This window comes from Coprococcus sp. RTP31081st1_H1_RTP31081_211007 (assembly GCF_040227275.1).
GTDB lineage: Bacteria > Bacillota > Clostridia > Lachnospirales > Lachnospiraceae > Coprococcus > Coprococcus aceti.
The window spans coordinates 1-23,896 of record NZ_JBEHVP010000005.1; the positions used below are offsets into that span (position 1 = coordinate 1).

General features: G+C 45.6%; 17 protein-coding genes. 1 reads left to right on the plus strand and 16 read right to left on the minus strand.

Going from position 1 to position 23,896, the window contains the following annotated elements:
• Positions 1-463: 463 nt before the first annotated feature.
• From radA to purM, 6 genes are all read right to left on the minus strand, one after another.
• Positions 464-1,825: a DNA repair protein RadA gene (gene radA, locus ABUA31_RS09100; RefSeq protein ID WP_349818720.1), complete on the minus strand. Its 1,362-nt coding sequence runs from the start codon at positions 1,823-1,825 to the stop codon at positions 464-466.
• A 23-nt stretch (positions 1,826-1,848) separates the two neighbouring features.
• The gene (locus tag ABUA31_RS09105; RefSeq protein ID WP_022216880.1) at positions 1,849-2,265 is read right to left on the minus strand and encodes a hypothetical protein; all 417 of its coding nucleotides are present in this window, start codon (positions 2,263-2,265) and stop codon (positions 1,849-1,851) included.
• A 236-nt stretch (positions 2,266-2,501) separates the two neighbouring features.
• Positions 2,502-4,985: an ATP-dependent Clp protease ATP-binding subunit gene (locus ABUA31_RS09110; RefSeq protein WP_022216881.1), complete on the minus strand. Its 2,484-nt coding sequence runs from the start codon at positions 4,983-4,985 to the stop codon at positions 2,502-2,504.
• Between the two features lie 188 nt (positions 4,986-5,173).
• Positions 5,174-6,445 (minus strand): phosphoribosylamine--glycine ligase, encoded by a 1,272-nt coding sequence (purD, locus tag ABUA31_RS09115; protein ID WP_349093184.1) that lies wholly within the window; start codon positions 6,443-6,445, stop codon positions 5,174-5,176.
• A gap of 11 nt (positions 6,446-6,456) precedes the next feature.
• Positions 6,457-7,083: a phosphoribosylglycinamide formyltransferase gene (purN, locus tag ABUA31_RS09120; protein WP_118758334.1), complete on the minus strand. Its 627-nt coding sequence runs from the start codon at positions 7,081-7,083 to the stop codon at positions 6,457-6,459.
• Positions 7,077-8,102 (minus strand): phosphoribosylformylglycinamidine cyclo-ligase, encoded by a 1,026-nt coding sequence (purM, locus tag ABUA31_RS09125; RefSeq protein WP_118758333.1) that lies wholly within the window; start codon positions 8,100-8,102, stop codon positions 7,077-7,079. Before purM ends, purN begins: the two co-directional genes overlap by 7 nt.
• A 225-nt stretch (positions 8,103-8,327) precedes the next feature.
• Here purM and ABUA31_RS09130 point away from each other — a divergent pair, with 225 nt between their 5' ends.
• On the plus strand, positions 8,328-10,637 hold the full coding sequence (locus ABUA31_RS09130) for a diguanylate cyclase (protein WP_349093181.1): 2,310 nt from the start codon (positions 8,328-8,330) through the stop codon (positions 10,635-10,637).
• A 115-nt stretch (positions 10,638-10,752) separates the two neighbouring features.
• Here the strand turns inward: ABUA31_RS09130 and ABUA31_RS09135 are convergent, their stop codons facing one another.
• The 10 genes from ABUA31_RS09135 to ABUA31_RS09180 form a co-directional block, all read right to left on the minus strand.
• Positions 10,753-12,855, minus strand: a complete 2,103-nt coding sequence (locus ABUA31_RS09135) for an aminopeptidase (protein ID WP_349093179.1) — start codon at positions 12,853-12,855, stop codon at positions 10,753-10,755.
• Positions 12,856-12,867: 12 nt separating this feature from the next.
• The gene (locus ABUA31_RS09140; RefSeq protein WP_015535076.1) at positions 12,868-13,182 is read right to left on the minus strand and encodes a hypothetical protein; all 315 of its coding nucleotides are present in this window, start codon (positions 13,180-13,182) and stop codon (positions 12,868-12,870) included.
• Positions 13,169-13,633 carry a VanZ family protein gene (locus tag ABUA31_RS09145; RefSeq protein ID WP_055223402.1) on the minus strand — a complete coding sequence of 155 codons (465 nt, stop codon included), beginning with the start codon at positions 13,631-13,633 and terminating at the stop codon, positions 13,169-13,171. Before ABUA31_RS09145 ends, ABUA31_RS09140 begins: the two co-directional genes overlap by 14 nt.
• Before the next feature lie 13 nt (positions 13,634-13,646).
• Positions 13,647-14,867: a bifunctional phosphopantothenoylcysteine decarboxylase/phosphopantothenate--cysteine ligase CoaBC gene (coaBC, locus tag ABUA31_RS09150; RefSeq protein ID WP_055223400.1), complete on the minus strand. Its 1,221-nt coding sequence runs from the start codon at positions 14,865-14,867 to the stop codon at positions 13,647-13,649.
• A 35-nt stretch (positions 14,868-14,902) separates the two neighbouring features.
• On the minus strand, positions 14,903-15,748 hold the full coding sequence (gene panC, locus ABUA31_RS09155; RefSeq protein ID WP_015535078.1) for a pantoate--beta-alanine ligase: 846 nt from the start codon (positions 15,746-15,748) through the stop codon (positions 14,903-14,905).
• Between the two features lie 14 nt (positions 15,749-15,762).
• A complete protein-coding gene (panB, locus tag ABUA31_RS09160; RefSeq protein WP_015535079.1) occupies positions 15,763-16,590 on the minus strand; it encodes a 3-methyl-2-oxobutanoate hydroxymethyltransferase in 828 nt (275 codons plus the stop codon).
• A complete protein-coding gene (locus tag ABUA31_RS09165; RefSeq protein WP_117874935.1) occupies positions 16,517-17,482 on the minus strand; it encodes a Rossmann-like and DUF2520 domain-containing protein in 966 nt (321 codons plus the stop codon). The genes panB and ABUA31_RS09165 overlap by 74 nt, the downstream gene beginning before the upstream one ends.
• A gap of 127 nt (positions 17,483-17,609) precedes the next feature.
• Positions 17,610-18,101 carry a 5-(carboxyamino)imidazole ribonucleotide mutase gene (gene purE, locus ABUA31_RS09170; protein ID WP_015535082.1) on the minus strand — a complete coding sequence of 164 codons (492 nt, stop codon included), beginning with the start codon at positions 18,099-18,101 and terminating at the stop codon, positions 17,610-17,612.
• Between the two features lie 72 nt (positions 18,102-18,173).
• Positions 18,174-22,484: a hybrid sensor histidine kinase/response regulator gene (locus ABUA31_RS09175; RefSeq protein WP_022216892.1), complete on the minus strand. Its 4,311-nt coding sequence runs from the start codon at positions 22,482-22,484 to the stop codon at positions 18,174-18,176.
• A 26-nt stretch (positions 22,485-22,510) separates the two neighbouring features.
• Positions 22,511-23,890 (minus strand): aminopeptidase, encoded by a 1,380-nt coding sequence (locus tag ABUA31_RS09180; protein ID WP_022216893.1) that lies wholly within the window; start codon positions 23,888-23,890, stop codon positions 22,511-22,513.
• Positions 23,891-23,896 lie beyond the last annotated feature (6 nt).

Below are 23,896 nucleotides of genomic sequence, written 5' to 3' on the forward strand. Positions count from 1 at the left end.
TTTTCCTAACCATCTTTACTGTTATTGGTTTGTTAGATCTTTGATATCATCTCTGATCCGACGTTCTTGAAATTCTTGTTTGGAATTTCAGGGTTGTCATGTTGTTAATTTTTCAAGGTTCTTTATGTCCTCGCCTCTCAGCGACAACTTCTAAATACTATCACATTCATTTCTTAATGTCAACAACTTTTTTCATCTTTTTTCAAGTCATTTCGTCAGCTCTTATGAACTGATTTCGTATCATAACCGGGTGATTATATAACGAATAAATCTCAAAATCTGATGCTTTATAGATGTTTCTGACACCGTCTCACGCGACAGCTTTTATAAGATACCACCATCATTTGGCAAAGTCAAGCACTTTTATTGAATTTTACACGAAATAATTTTGGCCACAATACCAAATGATACTGTGGCCATGCTCACCGCTATTATCGTGCTTTATATGATTGAATATTTTCTTCTATATATACTCCAGTGCCTGCTGTATATTTGCGACACCTACCACCTTCATGTCTCCAAGGTCTTTCATCTTCTTCACATTGTCCAGATTGGATCTCGGTATGATACAGGTCTTAAATCCCATCTTTGCGGCCTCGCGTACTCTCTGCTCAGCACCTGACACTCCACGCACTTCGCCTGAAAGTCCCATCTCTCCAAACATGACCATATCAGAAGGTATGGCACGGTTCTTGAAGCTTGATACAAGAGCAAATACTATTCCCAGATCTGCCGACGGATCATCAAGGCGCATACCTCCGGCTATATTCACATATGCATCACAGCCCGCCATAACTATGCCGCCTCTCTTCTCAAGAACAGCAAGCAAGAGATTTACCCTGTTGTAGTCGAGTCCCACACTTGTTCTTCTTGGCAGATTGAAGCTTGACTGGCACACCAGAGCCTGGATCTCAAGCAATATCGGTCTTGTTCCTTCCATTGTACATACTACTACAGACCCGGATGTGTCATCAGGTCTTCCATCCAGCATAAGCTGTGACGGATTCTTCACCTCTGCAAGTCCGGTTCCCTTCATCTCAAATACACCGATCTCATTTGTCGAGCCAAATCTGTTCTTTACTGCACGAAGGACTCTAAACCCGGCATTACGCTCGCCCTCGAAATAGAGAACTGTATCTACCATATGTTCAAGGGTTCTTGGGCCTGCCACGGTTCCCTCTTTGGTAACATGTCCTACTATGAATATGGCGATCCCTGTCTGCTTCGCCATCCTCATGAGTCTGGCTGTAACTTCCTTTACCTGGGATACACTTCCCGGTGCAGACTCCATGTCATCCGTAACTATGGTCTGTATGGAATCTATAACAATGACCTTTGGAGTGTCCTTCTTGACATACTCCTCCACATCCTCGAGATTGTTGACACAGAGAAGCAGCATATCCTTTGTAAAATTTCCGATACGCTCTGCCCTCATCTTTATCTGTGAAAGGGACTCCTCACCTGACACATAAAGTATCTTCTGTCCCATCTCTGACATATTCCTGCACATCTGCAGCAATATGGTGGATTTACCTATACCCGGATCTCCTCCAACCAGCACAAGGGATCCGCTCACTATCCCGCCGCCTAATACTCTGTTTAATTCGCCTATTCCTGTGGTAAAACGCGTCTCGTCGGTGGTCTCCACCTCCAAAATGCTTGTAGGCGCCACGACAGCCCTTCTACCGGACTGGCTCTTGGCGCCTACTGTCACTTTCTCCTCGCAAAATGAATTCCACGCTTTACAGCCGGGGCACTGCCCCATCCATTTTGTCGATTCGAATCCACATTCCTGGCAAAAAAACACCTGTTTTCCTTTTGCCATAAATATCTCCTGTGTATGCTATATTAGTCAAATGCTCTCTTAACATCAACCTTGACTGGTCTGCCCTCTTCAAGATCTACGCTTATGCTCATCTTGCCACCGAGGTTGGTCTTGTTCTTGCCGACATATACATCGTCTACGTGAACCTTGTACTCTGTCTCAGGCTCAAGCTCAAGTGTGATGGACGCATTCTCTGGTCCCTCAACTACAAATGTAACATCGTTCTCATCAGCCTTGAAACCATGTACTGCTGTTCCCGGTACTGACTCATATACGAACATTCCGTTCTTCTCAAGCTTTGTGATCTCGTTGAAAGTCTTTATCTTGTAGATATCTCCCTGGAACTCAAAACCGTCCTTCTTGGTCTTTGCTCCAAGCTCATAATTACCGAATTCCAATGACTCCCCCTGTGCATTTATCAATTCATTTACTACTGACATTGATCTTATCCTCCTGTTGTTGTTGTATGATCTGAACTCTATCGCAATAATATCCTGATATATATCAATAATCTCTGTATACTATCCGTTAGTGATTTTCATTATACAGTAATGCATCCTTTTTTTCTACAAAATTATGCATTTTCACCAATATTTCATATTAATTTCTACTGCTTAATTTTCCGCACTTTGCACTACTGTATATCATGCTCACATCACAAATATCTAATCCGACATCAATCCTCTGTCTTTTGTTTCGCTGTAAGTGATATTTTCTCAGTGGTTTTCCCGTCGGCTTCCTTCTTTTTCTTCGTTGACACTGTGACTGTATCACCTTTTTTGACATCACCTCTAAGCATCGCCTCCGCAAGCACATCCTCCACATATGTCTGGATAGCCCTTTTGAGTGGTCTTGCTCCGTACTTCTTGTCATAGCCTTTTCCAAAGATATATTTCTTTGCATGGTCGGTGAACTTAAGCTCAATATCCATCTGTGTCTGGACACGGTTCTTAAGTTCCTTTAACATAAGTCCGGTTATATCCTTTACATTTGCCTCGCTCAGGGCATGGAACACGATTATGTCGTCTATTCTGTTCAGGAACTCCGGCTTGAAGGTTCTCTTGAGCTCATCCATTACATTGCTCTTCATCTTCTCATGTTCCTTTGTCTCATCGCTTACCGTGACAAATCCAAGCTGCTTAGGGTCAACTATACCCTGTGCCCCTGTATTGGAGGTCATGATTATGATGGTGTTCTTGAAATCCACCTTTCTTCCCTGGGAATCCGTTATGTGTCCGTCATCAAGTACCTGAAGGAGAATGTTGAACACATCGCTGTGAGCCTTCTCTATCTCGTCAAACAGCACAACAGAATACGGATTGGTCCTGACCTTCTCACTGAGCTGTCCGCCCTCCTCAAAGCCTACATAACCCGGAGGTGAACCTATCATCTTGGACACGCTGTGCTTCTCCATGTACTCCGACATGTCAACTCTTATCAGGGCATCCTCACTTCCAAATACTATATCTGCAAGAGCCTTGGAAAGCTCTGTCTTACCGACACCTGTAGGTCCGAGGAACAGAAATGATCCCATCGGCCTCTTCGGATCCTTAAGTCCGACTCTGCTTCTCTTGATAGCACGTGATACGGCTGTAACAGCCTCCTCCTGGCCAACTACCCTCTTGTGAAGTTCACTCTCAAGGCGTTCAAGCTTCTTTGACTCCTTCTCCGTGAGCTTGCTCACAGGGATCTTGGTCCACACGGACACAACATCCGCAATATCGTTCTCCTGAACTGTGATATTTCTCTGGCTGGAAGACTGCTTTCTTGCATTCTTCTTTGCAAGCTCCTTCTGTCTCGCGCTCACCTCTGCCGCCGCCTCTATATTGCCAGCCATGAGTGCCTTCTCCAGATCGTCGTTGAGCGTTGTAAGCTCAGCCTCCACAGCCTTTTTCTTCTCATAATTATGTCTGTCCGATGAGAATCCGAGCCTCTTTCTGGAGCATGCCTCATCCATAAGATCTATGGCTTTGTCCGGCAGGAATCTGTCTGTTATATATCTGATGGACAGATCCACCGCAGCTTCAACCGCATCATCGCTTATATCGACATTGTGATGCTGCTCATAGCATGGTCTGAGTCCCTTGAGTATCTCCACTGCCTCATCCCTTGTAGGCTCATCCACGTACACCGGCTGGAATCTTCTCTCAAGGGCCGCATCCTTCTCTATATACTTCCGATATTCGTTCAGAGTCGTAGCACCTATCATCTGGATCTCGCCGCGTGACAGGGACGGCTTCAGTATATTGGACGCATCTATTGCACCCTCGGCACCGCCTGCCCCTATGAGTGTGTGAAGTTCATCCACAAACAATATGATATTGCCATCCGATATGACCTCTCCGATGACCTTCTTTATCCTGTCCTCAAACTCTCCTCTGTACTTGGAACCGGCAACCATGCTTGAAAGGTCAAGCGAAAGAAGCCTTTTACCCTTTACAGTATCCGGCACTTCATCGTGGGCTATGAGATATGCTATGCCCTCCACAACAGCAGTCTTTCCAACACCCGGCTCTCCGACCATACATGGATTGTTCTTCATTCGTCTGCTGAGTATCTGCATGACTCTCTCTATCTCTTTTGTACGTCCGATGACCGGATCCATATTGCCCATCCGTGCTTCCTGTGTCAGATCTCTGGAATACTGATCCAGTGTAGGTGTGGATGTCTTGCTCTTATTTCTCGACTTTTTCAGTGCTGCATATTCTCTCTTTGCCGTATTCGCATCGCTTCCACAGGCCAGAAGTATGTCTGTGTACACCTTCTGGATATTTACATTCTCTGATGCCATAAGCTTTACAGCTACACAGTCTGTCTCCTTTATAAGTGCCAGAAGGATATGCTCTGTTCCCACCTCCTGGGAATTGAGTCTTCTCGCCTCATACTGTGAGTCATCGAGAATCCTTCTTGCGCTCATCGTATATTTGTCTCTCTCCCCTGTGACTACTCCACCGGGTTCCAATGTATACTTCAACGCATCTATGATCTTAACTATATCCAGACCATTCTCGTTCAGAATACTGTACGCTGTTGTATCTGCTACAGATGCCAGTGCAACGATAAAATGCTCGCTTCCGACAAAATTCTGTCCAAGCTTCCTCGCCACCCTGTTTGCCTCTTTTATAACTATGTCAGATTCTTTGCTGTACGGTAATTTCATTCAGTCCACCTCAAATCTAAATAATCTAGGATTTTATGCGCTTCATTATAGCATATGTCGTCGTGCGTAAGCGCGATGACCTACGCACGCATCAGCGTGCTTCATTATAACATATATATTACAGGAATACAAAAGAGGTTTTGAGACAAATTCTCTCAAAACCTCTTCCGTAAATATATATCTATAGATTACTGCTCGTCTATAGCCTTACCTATATCATGTCTCATGTACTTGTTGTCAAATGTGATCCACTCTGTCGCAGCATATGCATTCGCACGAGCCTCGAAAAGATCCTTGCCCTTTGCTGTAACACCGAGTACACGGCCGCCATTTGTCACGATCTGATCACCGTCAAACTTTGTGCCGGCATGGAATACAAAGTAGTCATCCTTGCCATCAAACTTCTCAAGTCCATGTATAGGATAGCCCTTCTCATATGATACAGGGTATCCGTCTGATGCAAGAACTACGCACACTGCCGCATTGTCCTCAAACTGAAGATCAACTTTATCAAGTGTTCCGTCGATACATGCCTCCATGACATCGATAATATCATTCTTCATACGAGGAAGAACTACCTGAGCCTCAGGATCGCCAAATCTTGCATTGTACTCGAGAACCTTAACACCATTTGGTGTCATCATGAGTCCGCAGAACAGAACTCCCTTGAACTCTCTGCCCTCTGCCTTCATGGCAACCATGGTTGGCTTGTAGATGTTCTCCATGCAATACTCGTCTATCTCTTTTGTATAGAAAGGACTTGGGGAGAATGTTCCCATTCCGCCTGTGTTGAGTCCCTGATCTCCATCCTTTGCTCTCTTGTGATCCTGTGCTGAAGTCATAGGCTTGATCGTTGTTCCATCACAGAAGCAAAGGACTGATACCTCACGTCCTGTCATGAACTCCTCTATTACCATGGTATTTCCGGCTGAACCAAAGTGCTTGTCAAGCATGATCTCCTTGACGCCTGCCTTTGCCTCCTCAAGGTCATTACATATGAGAACACCCTTGCCGAGTGCAAGTCCGTCAGCCTTTAAAACTATAGGGAATGTGGCTGTCTCAAGGTACTTGAGCGCTGAATCGGCATCTGTAAAGTTCTCATAAGCCGCTGTAGGTATGCCATACTTCTTCATGAGATCCTTGGAGAACGCCTTTGAGCCCTCTATGATCGCTGCATTTGCACGAGGTCCGAATGCTCTGATACCGGCTGCCTCAAATGCATCGACCGCACCTGCAACAAGCGGATCATCCGGCGCAACAACAACCAGATCAACTGCCTTATCCTTTGCAAATGCAACCAGCTTGTCAAAATCCATCACACCTATATCAACGCACTCTGCAAGTGCTGCGATACCTGCGTTGCCAGGTGCACAATATATCTTGGATACTTTATCACTCTTTGAAATACTTGTAACTATAGCATGCTCTCTTCCGCCGCTTCCTACTACCAATACTTTCATGGATATTCCTCCTAATCTTCTACAACTGCAATTCCATCTTCAACATGTACTTTGCCATGGGCGATCTTGTCTATAACCGCAGGCAGAAGCTTCCACTCAGCCTGTTCCATCACACGCTGCTGCAGAGCTTTCGGTGTATCACCATTCTGTACTGCAACTGCCTTCTGCATGATGATCGGACCTGTGTCAGTGCCTTTATCTACAAAATGGACCGTAGCTCCCACTACCTTGACACCTCTTGCAAGGGCTGCCTCATGAACTTTAAGTCCATAGTAGCCTGTTCCGCAGAATGCCGGTATGAGTGATGGGTGTATGTTGACTATCTTATTCGGATATGCATCTATCACTATCTCAGGTATGACCACAAGATATCCTGCGAGAACTATAAGATCCGCTCCGGTCTCCTGAAGCTTTGCGAGAAGTGCCTCGTTGAATCGAGCTCTGTCCGCGTAATCCTTAGGGCTTACGACCTCCGCTGCTATCCCCGCCTTCTTCGCCCTCTCAAGAGCAAATGCATTCTTATTGTTGCTTATGACCGCAACTATCTCCGTATCTGTTATGACTTTATTATCTATGGCATCTATGATGGCCTGGAGATTGGTTCCGCCGCCTGATACCAGAACTGCAACCTTTAGCATAAGTCTACTCCCTTTTCACCAGCTACAACTGTACCGAGAACAAATGCCTTGTCGCCGGCAGCTTCTATAGCTGCAATAGTCTTATCTGCGTCTGCAGGGTCTATAGCAAGACACATACCAACTCCCATGTTGTATGTGTTGTACATCATATGCTCATCTATATCGCCTTTCTTTGCGAGAAGCTTGAATATAGCCGGTACCTCATATGAATCCTTCTTAACCTGAGCACGAACTCCGTCTGGAAGCATTCTTGGGATATTCTCATAGAATCCACCACCTGTGATGTGACTGCATCCCTTGATCGTAATGCCTGCATCCTTCACTGACTTGAGAGCCTTTACATAGATTCTTGTAGGCTCAATAAGTGCCTCACCGAGTGTCTTGCCAAGCTCGTCGTAATATGTATCAAGAGATTCCTTTGTCATCTCGAAAACCTTTCTTACAAGTGAGAAACCGTTGCTGTGCACTCCACTTGAAGCGATACCTATAAGTGTATCTCCAGGCTTAATGCTCTCTCCTGTAATAAGCTCCTTCTTCTCAACAACACCTACTGCAAATCCTGCAAGGTCGTACTCATCCTCAGGCATAAGTCCCGGATGTTCTGCTGTCTCACCACCTACGAGGGCAGCTCCTGACTGGTTGCATCCCTCTGCAACGCCGCTTACTATAGTTGCAATCTTCTCAGGATAGTTCTTGCCACATGCTATATAGTCAAGGAAGAAAAGTGGCTCTCCACCAGAGCATGCGATATCATTCACACACATTGCCACTGCGTCGATTCCGATGGTGTCATGCTTATCCATAATATAAGCGAGCTGAACCTTTGTTCCGCATCCATCTGTTCCTGACAGAAGTATAGGCTCTTCCATATCCTTGATCTTAGCGAGACTGAAAGCTCCTGCGAATCCACCAATTCCGCCAAGTACCTCGGGTCTCATGGTTGTCTTGATGTGCTTCTTCATAAGCTCCACAGACTTGTATCCAGCTTCAATATCTACTCCGGCATTCTTGTAATCCAATTTCTTATCCTCCTGTTATCTGTTTTGTACAAGGCGCACCGGCACCTTTTCAAATATTCCAATAAATTATAGATTATATCGAATACTTTGTAAAGATTGAGATGATTACAAATTGATAATGTGGTGAACGTGTGGTATAATCACAATATATTGTGATTATAGCTATCCGCAATATATAACAGTCGATTATACTACAGCAAAAGCAGTTACTAAAGGAGCACCCGCATGACCAACAACAGATTGAACATCGGTATTTTTACATGTCATATTGATAACGATTACGCAACAGAGGTTTGCAAAGGAGCTGAATACGCAGCAAAGGAACTTGACTGCAATCTCATCGTATTTCCGGGCATGTTTCTGAATGCCTCCTTTTATGATCCTGCCAATCAACTGTATGATTACCAGTATAATTCGATTTTCTACTATGCACATCCTGAGTGTCTGGACGCACTTATCATCTCCGTCGGAGCTATATCATCTCTGTTATCGGAGAAGGACATGAATTCTTTCCTTTCCCATTTTGATGGAATACCTATCCTCACACTGGAGGAGAAGCTTCCGGGATATCCATGCATCAGAACAGACAATTCAAGAGGAATGAGGGATGCCATAGAACATCTCATAAAAGAACACAAGAGAAAGCATATATGCTTTGTTGCAGGCAAGGATGACAACACCGACAGCAATCTCAGACTCAAGATATACAGAGAGGTTCTCTCTGAGAACGGACTCAGCGTTGAGGACCGCATGATAATACACGGCGACTTCGCAGAATACTGTCAGGAGGAGACTGCACAGCTTCTGGATGCCAACCCTGATGCGGATGCCATCGTATTTGCAAATGATCGCATGGCAATAGGCGGTTACGCAGAGCTCAAGGCCAGAGGAATACGCATAGGAGAAACCATGTCAGTCATCGGTTTTGACGATTCACCATCTTCCGTCAACATGGATCCCCCCCTCACCACAGTCAATATCAATTCCTGTGAACTCGGTTTCCGTGCAGTGTATGCGGCGGTGAGACTTGCCCAGACCGGCAACATGAAATCCGAGACTCTGGATTCCAGACTTATAAACAGACTGTCCTGTTGCTGTCACCTGTGCACAGAGAGTGACCTGATAGATGCCGGCAGACATTTACTGGATCTTGACATACCGGACATCATCGATATTCTCGACGGACGACTCTTCGGAGAGATCGCAGATTCTTTCTTTGCCTCCAAGGTCATGTCCGCATACAACAGGATACTCATTGATATAGTATCCGTGATCAAGAGCGACATTGATACGGAGTACCCACAGAACAAGATCATCGATGAACTCAAATGTATTCTCGAATCTGACCTGACCGATTTTTATTCTGTCCAGAAAACAGCATACATGTTCCGTGAACTGGCTTCCATCTTCTCAAGCTGTAAATTGTCTGCAGCCAAGAGTCTCCAGTTCAACAGACTTAACACGACCATAACCAACACCATATCACTCTTCATCTCGAATCAGCTTTACAACACGATATACGAGAACAAGATGATGGGCTGGTCATCAATATACATAACCCGTGACACCCTGACATACGGCGAGGATCTTGGCAAGACATACACATCCATCCTCCACAAGCTTCAGGGGCTGAATTACGAAGGAGCTTACATCTACACCTACGACGATCCTGTGCGCATCACAGACACGGGAAGCTGGATCGTTCCAAAGTCAGTCTTCCTTCAGGCTTTCTTCAACCCGAACAATTGTCAGGTGCTTTTTGGAGAGTCCAGAAGGGTTCCTTCTGTAGAGATTTTTGACAACGAATATACATACTATGACAAGCGTTTTACATCCGTCATAGTTCCTATATTTACAAACGAGGATCACCACGGAGTGTTCATATGCAACACAGATGTGGCTCACTTCAGTTCCATATATTCCACCAGCCTGCAGCTCGGTGCAGCACTGAAATATATGTCGCTGCTCCGTGAGCAGAACATCACGCAGGAACAGCTCAGGATGTCTCTGAACGAGATCCACGAGAAGAACGAGCTTCTGAACCACCTGTCGACATCAGATGAGCTGACGGGTATATATAACAGACGTGGATTTATGGAGCGGGTTGAATACTATATCAACATTCCGTCAAACTGTGGAATGAAGGCCATACTTCTCTTCGCTGATATGGATTCACTGAAAGTTGTAAATGACAAATTTGGACACAAGGACGGTGACTTCGCCCTCAAGAACATCGCGAACATCCTGTCCCAGAGCTTTGGTCCACATGATGTCATCGGTAGAATAGGCGGCGATGAGTTCGTATGCTTTGCATTTATAGACGACTCCGATTACGTCACCGAAGTGCAGCGCAAGATCAAGGATTTCTCAGCCGAGCTGAACGCAACCTGTGGCAAGCCATACTTCATAGAGATGAGCGTTGGTGTTACTGAATTTGTCTGCGATGGAGAACAGACCATCGAGGATCTACTCTCACAGGCAGACACGGCACTTTACTCAAACAAGAGATACAAGAGAATGTCCATACTGAAGTAATCTTCAGTATCAGAACAAAGATATATACATAAAGAGAGACAGATATTTATTTCGACTGAAATAGATATCTGTCTCTTTTTGTCCTATAGGTCTTTTTTCATAATCGCCAGGCTGTCTATGCCTGATCCAGCGCTTCATTGAGCTTCTCTGTTCCCGGCAGGACAAATCTGCCCTTCTCGATGATCGGAACTTCAGTTCCATCCGGATGAACGGAATATATTCCTCCTATCTCATCGTAAGGTATTGTTATGTCTGTATGGCAGTTGAAATACGCCTTTGACACATCTGTTTTTCTCAGAATAGAACACTCATTGTCCTTTGCCACGATCTCCTTGCCATCAGGATTGTGGAGCACATTTTCCTCACTCCAGCTATAGCATGTATCTCCCACAGCAAAATGCGGCCCCATCTTCTCAACTATGAGGATAGGCAGTTTATACACTATGTCATATTTGTTTGCCATGACGTATGCTGTCGTATTTGTTCCTATTGCAAACTCTCCTATAGGAAGTGTATCCCTTCCGCCCAGAAGATTCTCCTTTATATACGCCTTGTTCTTCTCCGTATCCGGATAGTTGTCACATGTATAGTCCGCTATTTTTCCATCCTCAAATGTAAGCTTGAGATTCACATATTTCAGGCCGTCCAGGAATACTTCACTTACGTTTAATATTCCGTGGGTTCCGGTGAGCTTCGGTGAAGTGAACACCTCTCCAACAGGTATATTCACATCGGCTACGCAGTTCTCAAAGTTGGTCTCCTTCGATGGATCTGTCATCTCGTGCATCATAACGGTCATATCAGTCACATTTGCTCCCTGACCGACAACCCTCACGTGTTCAGCCTTATCAAGCTCATCTATCATACTCTGATGGATTGCCCTGAACAGATCATTGTCCAGTGTGTTGATCCTGACAGTATCCCTGAATATATCTCTGTATCTATCTCCGATCTCCGGCACAGGGTATGCTATTATAGTGAAGCTGCACTGATCCTGGGCTATATATTCATTTACGATCTGTGAATTCATTGTGCGGTATGAGATCGCAGCCTCCTGCTGTTTCTTGTCGAGCACAGGATTCAGTTCACTGTTCTCCGGCTCAAATGGGTTCTCGCCGAACACCTCGACCACCGCAGGACCCGCATATACTGAAGCCTCATAGGCCATATTCTTGTATGCCTGTCTGAGCACCTCCAGCTTTCTCTCCATGAGCTTCTTGTCCATGAAGAGTGCCTCATCCATCCTGTGATCGTACTCGAGCTGTCTGTTAGGAACGCTTGACGAATAACCTATCCTGTGTATAAGTCTCCTGTTGATCCTGTTTGCCGCATATCGGTAGCATATCGGCCTCAGACCCATCTGCTCAAACTGCAGTATCGCGGCTCTTATCATCCTCTCCTGTCCAAGGAAATATCGGATATTTACAGTTTTCTTCTTCGAGAGATCTATTCCGGCAGCCTCGAATCCCAGTCTGTATCCCTCGGTGAATGTTTTTGCCATGGCCTCTATCTCTGAATCCGGCAGGGTACTCATGAAAATCGCCGTGTCGATCTCATTTTTTCCAACATACTCTCCATATCTGTACAGATACGTGACATCGCCCAAATCGCTGTTCATAATGATATCCGTCGCAAATGTGAGATCAGGGTCAAGCTGCTCTCTTATCCTGTACGTGATCCAAAACTCGGCATAATCGTTCTCAAAATAATACACAGCGGATTCCAGATCCTTCACGGAAAAATCATCCTGAAACATGAAATATATCTGGACAAACAGCTCCGCAAACAAAGTTATGTCAACCACTCTGCCCTCAAACGCGTACACTGTCATTCCTCTTATCTCGTTGTACACAAATCCCAGAAGCTGGGCGATGCGCTTTATCTCCTCTTTGTCACGGGTGTAATCCTTTGAAAACTCACCCATGATATATCTGTAATTTGCATAGCTTCTATTGTAGTTGTCTCCCAGTATATCATTGTACAGCCCATGGTTCATCGCCTGAAGCTGATCAAGGCTCCTGTCTGGCAGTGCGTCATTTTTTACCAGTTCCAGAACATCTCCTATTCTAGCTATAAATCCGGCAACATGACTGAAATAATCTCTGTACGGCTCCTTTACCAGTGATTCATGGATTATCTGTCTCACACGTTCCATGATAAGCTCATAGCGCTCTTCTATATCATCATATTCTTCTGTAAGATTCTTATAATAATTCATCGCATGCCCTTTCTATAATCCCATCAATAAAAATATAACAGACGCTCCAAGAACTATAACATTAAGTATGATCGCCATCTTCTTGTTTGTTATACCTCCGTTGTCCGCCCTGTAGCCTATGGCCGAGAATACCAAGCCTGTAAATGCCATCAGCATCGCGCTGACCATGAGGACTCCGTACACCCTCTGTACCTTTCCCTGGGTAAGTATGGATTTTATGATGGATATGACCACAAACACTCCGCCAAATCCGCCCAAAAAGTATCCAATTATGGTGTCCGTCGGCAGACCCGGTGTCGAAACTTTGAATTCCTTACTTCTTTGCATGATATCTCCTGATAAGTTTTGCTGTAACGTAATATATACAATATCCTATGACTCCACCAAGCGTATTCATGATGATGTCATCGATATCGAACACACCCAGTTTGGTTATGTACTGCACCGTCTCTATGACAAGTGTAAATCCCAGAGAGTACAGCAGAGCCTGTACAAATGTCGTGTTCTTATTTCTCGCCCATCTGAGCAGCATACCAAACGGTATAAATGCGATTATATTGCCATAGAGATTCAGAAATACACTCATTGGCGACATCTGATCACCGTATGTGATAAATCGCTGTATTTCCTGCAGAGGGTGAAGATTGTATCTGCGTTCATCATATCCCCCTCTGCCAAACATATCGCTGAAAATAAGAAAGTAAACGATACAGATTATATAAAGCACAAACAACACAGAGCACACAGCCCTGAGTTTTTTTCTATCTATCTGCTTCAAAATATTACTCCTGTCAGGACAGGTCTGCAACTTTACGCATCTCCATTATTCTGTCAAGAAGCATGTCTGCACACTCTTCCTTTGACATCATCGGAAGTTCACTGATACTGTCCCTTGTAATGAGAGTGAGAACATTGGTGTCAACACCAAATCCCGCCCCTGCGACCTTTAAATTATTTGCCGCAATAAGATCTATATGCTTTGAATCTATCTTCTTCCTTGAATTCTCTATGAGATCCCTCGTCTCCATGGAGAATCCGCAGATGATCTGATCCTGTATCCCCTTTTCAATTCTCTGATTTCCAAGTGCAAGCAGAATATCCTTCGTTCTCGAAAGCTTGATGCTCATGTCTCCATCAGCCTTCTTGATCTTGTGTTCTGCCACCTCTGCAGGCCTGTAATCAGCCACCGCAGCAGCCTTGATGATCACGTCCTGCTCTGTACTTCTGTCCATGACAGCCTCATACATATCCTGAGCCGATGTTATGTCAACCACATTGACAAATCTCGGCGGTTCTATCTCCACCTTGCCTGTGACCAAGGTGACGTCCGCCCCTCTGAGCATGGCCTGTCTGGCAATGGCATATCCCATCTTGCCTGTGGAGTGATTCGTTATATATCTGACCGGGTCTATGGCCTCACGGGTAGGGCCTGCCGTAACCAGAAGTCTCACCCCGGCCATATCCTTTTCTTTCGCTATGGCCTTAAGGATATAATCCTGAAGAACCTCCGCATCAGGGAGCTTGCCCTTGCCTGTGTCTCCACATGCAAGGTATCCAGTTGCGGATTCCACTATCTCATATCCATATGACTCAAGCTTCTTTATATTGTCCTGTACTATAGGATTCTCTATCATTCCAGTATTCATGGCCGGTGCTATGATCTTAGGACATTTTGCCGGCATGATCGTTGTGCTGAGCATATCGTCTGCTATTCCCCCCGCTATCTTGCCGATTATATTGGCCGACGCAGGTGCCACCATGAACACATCCGCCCTCTTTGCCAGTGCTACGTGCTCCACGTTGAACTGGAAATTCCTGTCAAATGTATCGACCAGGCATTTGTTGCCTGTGAGCGTCTCAAATGTGATCGGATTGATAAAGTTTGTTGCGTTCTCCGTCATGATGACATGCACATCCGCATGCTTTTTCACCAGCATACTTGCCAGATTGGCTATCTTATATGCCGCAATGCTTCCTGTGACTCCGAGAACTACTGTCTTTCCTTTTAACATACTGTGTATTTTATCCTTTCTTCAAAGGCTGTATTCTATAACTCAGCTATAAAGTTGTCAATCAGTCTCGCCTTGCCGAACTTGACTGCCATTGCACAGAGTACATGTCCTTCTGCCTTCTCTATGGACTGCATGGTATCCATGTTGACCATCTCTACATAGTCGATAGTTGCAAGCGGTTCAGCAGAGATGAGCTTCTTCATCTCACCAACGATCTTCGCTGCGTCTCTCTCTCCGTCAGCTATCATGTCCTGACCAAGCTTTACGGCCTTGCTGAGAACTACTGCAGCCTTTCTCTCCTCTGGTGTGAGGTAGATGTTTCTTGAGCTCTTTGCCAGTCCGTCCGCCTCTCTTATGATCGGACAGCCGACTATCTCTATATCAAAGTTCAGATCCTTGACCATTCTCATGATGATGGCAAGCTGCTGGGCATCCTTCTGTCCAAAGTATGCTCTGTCAGGTGTAACTATATTGAAGAGCTTTCCTACAACTGTACATACACCCTTGAAATGTATTGGACGTGTAAGTCCGCAGAGTGCATTTGGAAGTCCTGTCATGTTGATGAATGACACGAAGCCGTCTGCGTACATCTCCTCAGGCTCCGGATTGAATATGATGTCTGCACCTGTGCTCTCACAGAGCTTTGCATCAGCCTCAAGATCTCTTGGATAGCTCTCAAGATCCTCGTTTGGTCCAAACTGTATAGGATTTACAAATACGCTTACAACTGTTCTGTCGTTCTGCTCCACTGACTTCTTGATAAGACTCTGATGTCCCTCGTGAAGATAACCCATTGTAGGAACAAGACCAACTGTAAGTCCCTGCTTCTTCCACTCTTTAACCTGCGCTCTTACCTCATCTATCTTCTTTAAAATTACCATGATCGTTTTCTCCTTTAGTATAACTTCTCTATTACTTCATCGTCTATCTTGTATGTGTGCTCAGGGCCCGGGAATGTTCCGGCATTTATCTCATCGATATAAGCCTTAACCGCACCTCTCATAACATCGCCCACATTTGCAAACTGCTTTACGAACTTTGGAACAAAGTCTGAATACATGCCAAACATATCCTGATTTACAAGCACCTGTCCATCGCAGTAACGGCCTGCGCCTATTCCTATGGTAGGGATGCTTACTGTCTCTGTGACTATCTTCGCAAGCTTCTCTGGTACGCACTCCATTACGAGCATGAATGCGCCTGCCTCCTCAACAGCCTTTGCATCCTCTATGAGCTTCTTGGCTGCAGCCTCTGTCTTGCCCTGCACCTTGAATCCGCCAAATGCGTTGATGGACTGTGGTGTGAGTCCAAGATGTGCACATACAGGTATGCTCGCCTTGACTATGGCGCTTATCTGCGGACACATGTCCTGACCGCCCTCAAGCTTCACCGCTCCGGCACGTCCTTCCTTCATGATCCTTCCGGCATTGACAACCGCGTCATACACGCTTGTCTGATAGGACATAAATGGCATATCTGTGATAACAAGAGCATTCTTTGCGCCCCTTGCCACCGCTGCACTGTGATGTATCATATCATCAACAGTTACAGAGATCGTGTCCTCATATCCGAGGATAGTGTTGCCCAGGGAATCTCCAACAAGAATAGTGTTGACTCCTGACTCATCCACGATCTTCGCCATGGTGTAATCATACGCTGTGATCATGGATATCTTCTTGTCCGTTCCCTTCATCTGCCTGAGTGTTGCCGTCGTGTTCTTCATAATTAAATTCTCCTATTCCGTTCAGTAGACGTATCAAACCGCTATAATCTCTGTCCGGGTGCTTTCTCTCTGCCACCGGCACAAGGCATCTGGACACCGCAGCATATGCGCTCCGTTCATCTCCGCTCAATGCATTCAGATGCTTTCTCACAGTTTCTGTATCGCATCTCTCAACAGGCCCTGTCAGGCTGTCAACCGTTCCCCTGTCAGCCGCAGCTTTCGCATTGCCGAGGAACAAAGGCACTATAGCCCTCTGTGCCTCCTCCGCCGAGAAGCCGCACTGTGTCAGAAGCTCCTGTGAAACCGCCAGCAGCCCTGTTACCAGATTGCTTGCAAACACCGCAGCGCCGTGATACTTCACCTTGTCGGTACCATCAATGCGCACACAGCTATTGCCGAGGGCTCTTATGACAGAACATACCTTATCGACATGTCTGTCATCTCCCTCAACTGTAAAAAATGAATTGTCCAGTTCTTTATAGGATTCGTACTTTGAACTTATTGCATACATAGGATGAATCGAATAACCAAAGGCTCCCGCCTCTGTTATACCTGAGAAAATATCTGATGTCATCGCCCCACTGGCGTGACAAATGATCCTGCCACGAATGTCAAGATCCTTTATACTCTTCCACACCTCTCCTATCTGTCCGTCAGGAACGGTGAGAAAAATAATTTCACTATACTCACACAGCTGCTCCAGGCTGTCGTACACACAGGTCTCGGTAAACTCTGCTGCAAGCTCCGCACTCTGTCTGCTGGCGCTAAAATATCCACCAACCTCCAGGCACAATGCTCCATCCGTTTTCTCTCTGACAAGCTCTCTCTTCTCTGCGATATACCTGCCAAATGTGAATCCGACTTTTCCAGCTCCAATAAATCCAATCCTCATACAATCACCTGCTTAAATCTGTTGTCAGTATCCGTGTATGCGCTTCCTGTGGAAGCATGATTCAGGTACAGCTTCTTTCGAATACCATCCATCCAACATACTAACATTCCACTTTTTAATTGTAAAGTTAGTACTTAAACTTTTCTATTACTTCTTCGTTAGCTTTCATGGCAGCCTTTTCCATGTCTCTACGCTCATCCTGAAGCTTTAATCTGACTGCCTCGTTGTTGACACCGATTATCTGAAGGGCAAGATATGCAGCATTCTTGCTTCCGTTTATCGCAACTGTTGCAACAGGGATTCCTGAAGGCATCTGAACGATAGAAAGAAGTGCATCCATTCCATCAAGAGTTGCGCCTGAGAGAGGTACTCCAATAACAGGGAGAACTGTCTGTGATGCCACAACTCCAGGGAGTGCTGCCGCCATTCCTGCAGCTGCGATTATGACCTCTGTTCCGTTATTGTTAGCTTCCTCGATGAATTCTGAAAGTCCTGCGTGTGCTCTGTGTGCTGAAAGGCATCTCACATCGACCTCCACACCGTAATTCTTAAGAATTGATACTGCCGGCTCAACCTTTGGCAGATCACTTGTTGATCCCATGATAATTGCTACTCTCATTTTTCATTTCCTCTTTTCTTGTTTATTTATATTGCAGCGCAGGCTTATTTTGCCTGCGCACTTTATATAATGTTAGATACTGTTGAGATACTGGTCTATCATCTCACTGGAGGTCTGGTAATCTCCGGTTCCCACATACTCCTTAAGTGCAGTGAAGAACTCTGTGTCTATATCTCCGTAGGAGTACCTGTCAATATCACGTATAAGGTCCTCCACAGGTTCGCGGTCCCCCGCTCTCAAGAATGCCCTGAGCTCCTTGAGCTTGCTCTTGTTTATTCCATCCCGGACTTCCTTCTCAGCAGGCTCCTCCACATGATTTATCTTTGACATATACTTGTCTATCTGCTTGAAGAAGTCGTTCATCATAGCTATAAAATCGCGGGTATTATCGCGGGCATACTGCTGGTTTCCGATATTTATCGCAGACTCCAGGTTGGCCGCCTTGCGCTCGATTCCGTAAGCCCCGATATTTGCACTGCTGCTCTTGATGTCATGGATTATATTTTTGTACTTTCTCACATCGTCGTCTATATATTTTCTGAGCTGCTGTACCTCTTCCCGGTACTCATCCCTGTAATTTCTGACAAATGTGTTAAAGGTTCTGAAGCTTCCACCCATGGCTTTGACGGAATCTTCCACGGACACAAATCTTCCAAGCAGGACTGCATCCTCCATATAGTTGATGTCATCATCGGACTGGGAAAGCTCTGTGTCTCTCTCCTTTATCTTGTCCTCCGATATATAAGTCCTCAGCATGGATTCTGCCTGATCGAGCTCTATCGGCTTAACTATGACATCGTTGAAGCCCGATGTGAGTATCTCCTCTCTGGATGTCTCGACCGTGTTGGCGGACAGCGCAATGATAGGCATCTTCTTGTACTCCTCACCGTCAAGATTTCTCATCTCCCTGACGGTATCCAGTCCATCCATGACAGGCATAACGGTGTCGATAAATACCATATCGTAATTCTCCACCATGACCTTATCAAGTGCATCAAATCCCGATGTGGCTGTGTCGCACGCCAGACCATATGTATCAAATATGGTCTTCTCCACCTGTAATGCAAGCTCTGAGTCGTCCACTATAAGTATGCGGGCATCCGGCAGCCACAGATGTGAATTGGCATTTCTTCTCGCCATCTCCTTGCGCTTTCTCTCATTGTAGTTGACATAACTATAATCAAACACTGACTGCTTGATGCTGAAGCGTATGGTCGTTCCTGCGCCATATATGCTCTCTGCGCTGATGCTTCCATCCAGCATACGCACAAGCTCCTTGGCTATGGCAAGGCCAAGACTGACTCTGAACATTCCTATATCTGATCTCTCATAGGAGTCATCCAGCTCAAACAATGTTCCAAGTCTCTCTTCCTTAACTCCAAGTCCTGTATCCGATATCTTGAAGTCCAGATATATCTCATCGTGATCCCTGTCAAATATTCGGGATATCTCAGTCTCCGGTTCCTCTATGAGCTCCGAGAATTCACTGACTGTGTAATCCTCGGCCTCCGCCTCATCTACATCCTCGTCAGCTCTTCTGGCTATACGCCAGTCAATGTCTATGCTTATATAGCCCTCTTTTGTAGTATTTGCGGACCATGCAAATATGTTCTCAAGAATCTCTCTCACCGCCGTCATATCTCCTATGAGTCCGTTCGGTATCTTGTCCTCAATGCTGACCTTGAGATCGATGAGATCACTGTTCACCATGGACTTGAATTCGTCGGAGAGCTCATCTATGAGATCCGAGGCAAAATACTGCTTGTACTCCGGCTCTATGATGTCGTCCTTGAGGTTTGAAAGCTTCGATATTCCATCGGACATATCGAGTATCTCTCTTCCCGCAGCATACATGGCACCGTACTGTGCATACTCATCACTCTGGGTATCCTGACAGTTTCTCATGGCAAGCTCTGAGATGGCGATTATGTTATTGAGTGGAGTCCTTATCTCATGATTAAGATAGTTTACATAATCATTCTTTGCCTGATTGGACTTCTCCGCCTCCTCACTCTTCTTGCTGAGCTCTTCCACCTGCTCGTTCTGTCTTCTGAGAAGCTTGAAGATACTTCTCGCAACAGCTATTCCCACTAAGATAAGAAGAACTATAAATATCACAAGGAGCATCTTTGCCAGATTCGTCTCGAAAAAACCAAGTTCCTTGTCTATGACAAATGTAAGCGGCTGTTCACACTCCACGCCGTCCGCATTTTTTGCAGTTAACATAAAACGGTAAGTACCTCCCTCAAGATTGGTGTACTCGACCTCCATCTTGTCAGTTCCCGTGAGCGTTCTCTTCTCGCTCTCAAAGCCCTCAAGGTAATACTCCACTGATATGTCAGCACGGTTTACATAACTAAGGACTGAGAACTTGATAGTTATTCTGTTGGTGTTCTTCGGCACATCTATCTGTCCGTCCAGATCTGAGAACTGATGCTCAGTTCCATCCACCTCTATGGAGGCAATACGAACCCTAGGAGCTACCTCGTTCACATACTCTGAATTGAGATTTATCCTGCACAGCCCTTCATCGCAGCACACATACACAACGCCTGTCTTTGACACATAGTTGGTTGATTTCTCTGTTATGTTGGATATTATTCCGTCGTTCTTCGTAAAGCTTATATATTCAGGTGAGGCATTGCTCAGTATATCCTTCTCATAATATCTGTATAAACCTCTGGAACCAAACATCCACAGGTATCCCTGATCGTCCATTATGAGATCGTATATACCGTTGGTGTTATCCACGGTGGTGACTTGTCTGACGGTTCCCTCCTGATAATACAGACCATTGTCCGTTCCTATCCACAAACCGCTGCTTCCGCGGACCATACTTGACACAACGCTCATCTTCTGGGTATCATCCAGCTTCATCTTGCCGACAGTATAATCCGTGTCAACTATAAACACGCCAGCGCCGTTGGAACCGGCATACAGCTCGCCGGTCTCGTCTGCGTACAGGCTGATTATGTCAGGGTTATCAAGTCCATCCAGTCTCGATATGCTCTTTACGACATCATCGCCCTCTATCACAGATATACCGTTCTCTGTTCCAACCGCCACCGTTCCCGGCTTTATCTCAGTTATACAGTTCACGGCATTGCTTATGAGTGATGACTCTCCACGGCTGTAGCTCTTGTACTGCCAGTTTCGGCTCACCTTTATTACACCATATATCTTATATGTAGCTATCCACAGATGATCGTCCGAATCCACATACAGATCTCGTATACTTATACCGCTGAGCTTTGATACGAGCTCATTGTCCGCACTCATCACAAGCTTGCCATTTGAATCTACGATATACAGACCTTCATCAGTTCCTATAAACGTGTTGCCATTGTAGCTCGTCACACAGTTCACGATGGAGCTGTCTATGCCGTACTTCATGGTGACATTCTGGAACTTGCTCCTCTCCAACTGAAGAATACCTTTTCTGTATGACGTAAACCAGTAATTGCCCTCAAAGTCTATGATCATATCGCTCATCGACTCGTTAAAGCTCAGTCCCCCGATGGCTGTCACATTACCCTTTGATGAGATATATCCAACACCGTCATCGGCAAGCGCCCAGATGTTGTCGCCATCCGAATATATCTTGTTGATTCCGTGAAGGTTGCCCGTGTTGATGATCTCATTCTTGCCGTCTGTTCCTATCTTAAGGATGCTGTATCCGGCGGATCCATAATATCTGTTGCCATTCTCGTCAACATACAGTGAGTTTATATCGTCGACCCTGTACTCTGACTTGTTGGTTATGGAGACATGTCTTTCAGGATCAACGGTTATCAAAATATCATTATTGGCTATTGCATACACATAGTCCCCATGTCCTGATATATTTCCCACGCTGAGTCCTGACACGACATCATCAGCCAGAGCTTCCGCACCGTCAGATGACAGACGAAATATTCCCGACGAGGCCGCTATCCACAGATTCTTGTTATCGTCCTCGTACATGGCGTTGATGGTCGACACACCCAGATTGTACATCTCGGAAACTCTCTGAAAGGTTCCGTTATCATACATGTAGAGTCCATAGTTGTCCGTTCCAACATACAGCTTCTCATCACTTGTGAGATAAATGCAGTTGATCGAATATTTCGTGGCATCCTCGTCACCGTCCAGTGAGAACAGTGTAAATTCACTTCCGTCATACCTGTAAAGTCCGTTGTCCGTACCTATCCATATGTATCCACTCACAGACTGGCACACACAATTTGCCTCTCCACTGTCAAACCCATCGGTATCGGAGAATGTCCTCTGGTTATAATTTGATGTAAAATCCTCATCTGCAAACACACTAAGCCGTGGCCACATCACTGTCGCCACGGCAAGTATTATCACGTATATGATAAGTTTCTTTTGATGATCTCTCATTTTTTCCTCCGAAGATATGTCCGCTCCTACGCCTCTTTGAGGAATGCAACATATCCTTTCTTGGTCTCATATATATCTGCCTTGGATGTCACTTCCCATGGTGCATGCATGTTGAGTACAGCCACGCCACAGTCTATTACCTCCATACCATACAGTGAAAGTATATATGCGATGGTTCCGCCGCCACCGACATCTACCTTGCCGAGCTCGGCTGTCTGGTATGTGATCTCCGCATCATCCATGATCTTTCTTATAGCCGCCATGTATTCTGCATTTGCGTCATTTGATCCTGACTTTCCTCTTGATCCTGTGAACTTGTTAAATACCATTCCTTCACCGAAGATAGCCGCATTCTTCTTGTCAAATGCTGACTCAAATGTAGGATCAAAGCCCGCAGATACATCCGATGACAGCATCCTTGACGATGCAAGACATCTTCTGAGTGAGATCTCTGAGAAGCCACCCATGGCGTTCATGATCTCAGCTACAGTATTCTCAAAGAAGTGTGACTGCATTCCTGTTGCTCCAACACTTCCTATCTCCTCCTTGTCAGTGAGCAGACAGCAGGTCGTCTTCTCCGGATCGTCAGCCTCAAGCATGGCGACAAGGGATGTGTATGCACACACTCTGTCGTCCTGGCCATATGCCATGATCATACTCTCGTCTATACCGCAGTTCCTTGCCTTTCCTGCAGGAACGATCTCGAGCTCTGCTGAGAGGAAATCCTCCTCCTTCATATCGTACTTCTTCTCAAGGAGCGCAAGTACAGCTTCCTTTACAGCCTCCTTCTCCTTGCCCTCAAGCGGTCTGCTTGCAAACAGTATGTCAAGCTGCTCTCCCTCTATCACTGAATCCGCTCTCTTCTTGAGCTGCTCCTGAGAGAGATGTATGAGAAGATCTGTAACACAGAATACCGGATCATTCTTGTCCTCTCCTATGTTCACTGTCATAACGTCACCATTTGTCTTTGCAACAACACCGTGTATGGCAAGTGGGAGTGTTACCCACTGATACTTCTTGATTCCGCCGTAATAGTGAGTGTCGAGATATGCAAATCCGCCCTTCTCATAAAGCGGATTCTGCTTCACATCCATTCGAGGGGAATCAATGTGTGCACCGAGTATGTTCATGCCCTTCTCAAGCTTCTTCTTTCCTATATTGAACATGGCGACCGTCTTGTTCATCCACACGGCATACACTTTATCTCCAGCTGCAAGGCTCTCCTTGTTCTTAATGATCTTCTTCAGATCTCTGTAGCCGTGATCCTCTGCCTGTCTGACGATCTCTTTAACGCATTCTCTCTCTGTCTTGCCATTGTCAAGGAATTCCCTGTAGTCCTTACACAGGCTCTCCAGCTCCTTTATCTCATCCTTCTTGTATTTGTTCCACGCATTTTTCTGTGCCATTTTCAT

Excerpts from the sequence above, each read along its gene's own strand:
- radA (WP_349818720.1), bottom strand. The coding sequence starts at position 1,825 with ATGGCAAAAGGAAAACAGGTGTTTTTTTGCCAGGAATGTGGATTCGAA.
- ABUA31_RS09105 (WP_022216880.1), bottom strand. The coding sequence starts at position 2,265 with ATGTCAGTAGTAAATGAATTGATAAATGCACAGGGGGAGTCATTGGAA.
- ABUA31_RS09110 (WP_022216881.1), bottom strand. The coding sequence starts at position 4,985 with ATGAAATTACCGTACAGCAAAGAATCTGACATAGTTATAAAAGAGGCA.
- purD (WP_349093184.1), bottom strand. The coding sequence starts at position 6,445 with ATGAAAGTATTGGTAGTAGGAAGCGGCGGAAGAGAGCATGCTATAGTT.
- purN (WP_118758334.1), bottom strand. The coding sequence starts at position 7,083 with ATGCTAAAGGTTGCAGTTCTGGTATCAGGCGGCGGAACCAATCTCCAG.
- ABUA31_RS09130 (WP_349093181.1), top strand. The coding sequence starts at position 8,328 with ATGACCAACAACAGATTGAACATCGGTATTTTTACATGTCATATTGAT.
- ABUA31_RS09135 (WP_349093179.1), bottom strand. The coding sequence starts at position 12,855 with ATGAATTATTATAAGAATCTTACAGAAGAATATGATGATATAGAAGAG.
- ABUA31_RS09140 (WP_015535076.1), bottom strand. The coding sequence starts at position 13,182 with ATGCAAAGAAGTAAGGAATTCAAAGTTTCGACACCGGGTCTGCCGACG.
- coaBC (WP_055223400.1), bottom strand. The coding sequence starts at position 14,867 with ATGTTAAAAGGAAAGACAGTAGTTCTCGGAGTCACAGGAAGCATTGCG.
- panC (WP_015535078.1), bottom strand. The coding sequence starts at position 15,748 with ATGGTAATTTTAAAGAAGATAGATGAGGTAAGAGCGCAGGTTAAAGAG.
- panB (WP_015535079.1), bottom strand. The coding sequence starts at position 16,590 with ATGAAGAACACGACGGCAACACTCAGGCAGATGAAGGGAACGGACAAG.
- ABUA31_RS09165 (WP_117874935.1), bottom strand. The coding sequence starts at position 17,482 with ATGAGGATTGGATTTATTGGAGCTGGAAAAGTCGGATTCACATTTGGC.
- purE (WP_015535082.1), bottom strand. The coding sequence starts at position 18,101 with ATGAGAGTAGCAATTATCATGGGATCAACAAGTGATCTGCCAAAGGTT.
- ABUA31_RS09175 (WP_022216892.1), bottom strand. The coding sequence starts at position 22,484 with ATGAGAGATCATCAAAAGAAACTTATCATATACGTGATAATACTTGCC.
- ABUA31_RS09180 (WP_022216893.1), bottom strand. The coding sequence starts at position 23,890 with ATGGCACAGAAAAATGCGTGGAACAAATACAAGAAGGATGAGATAAAG.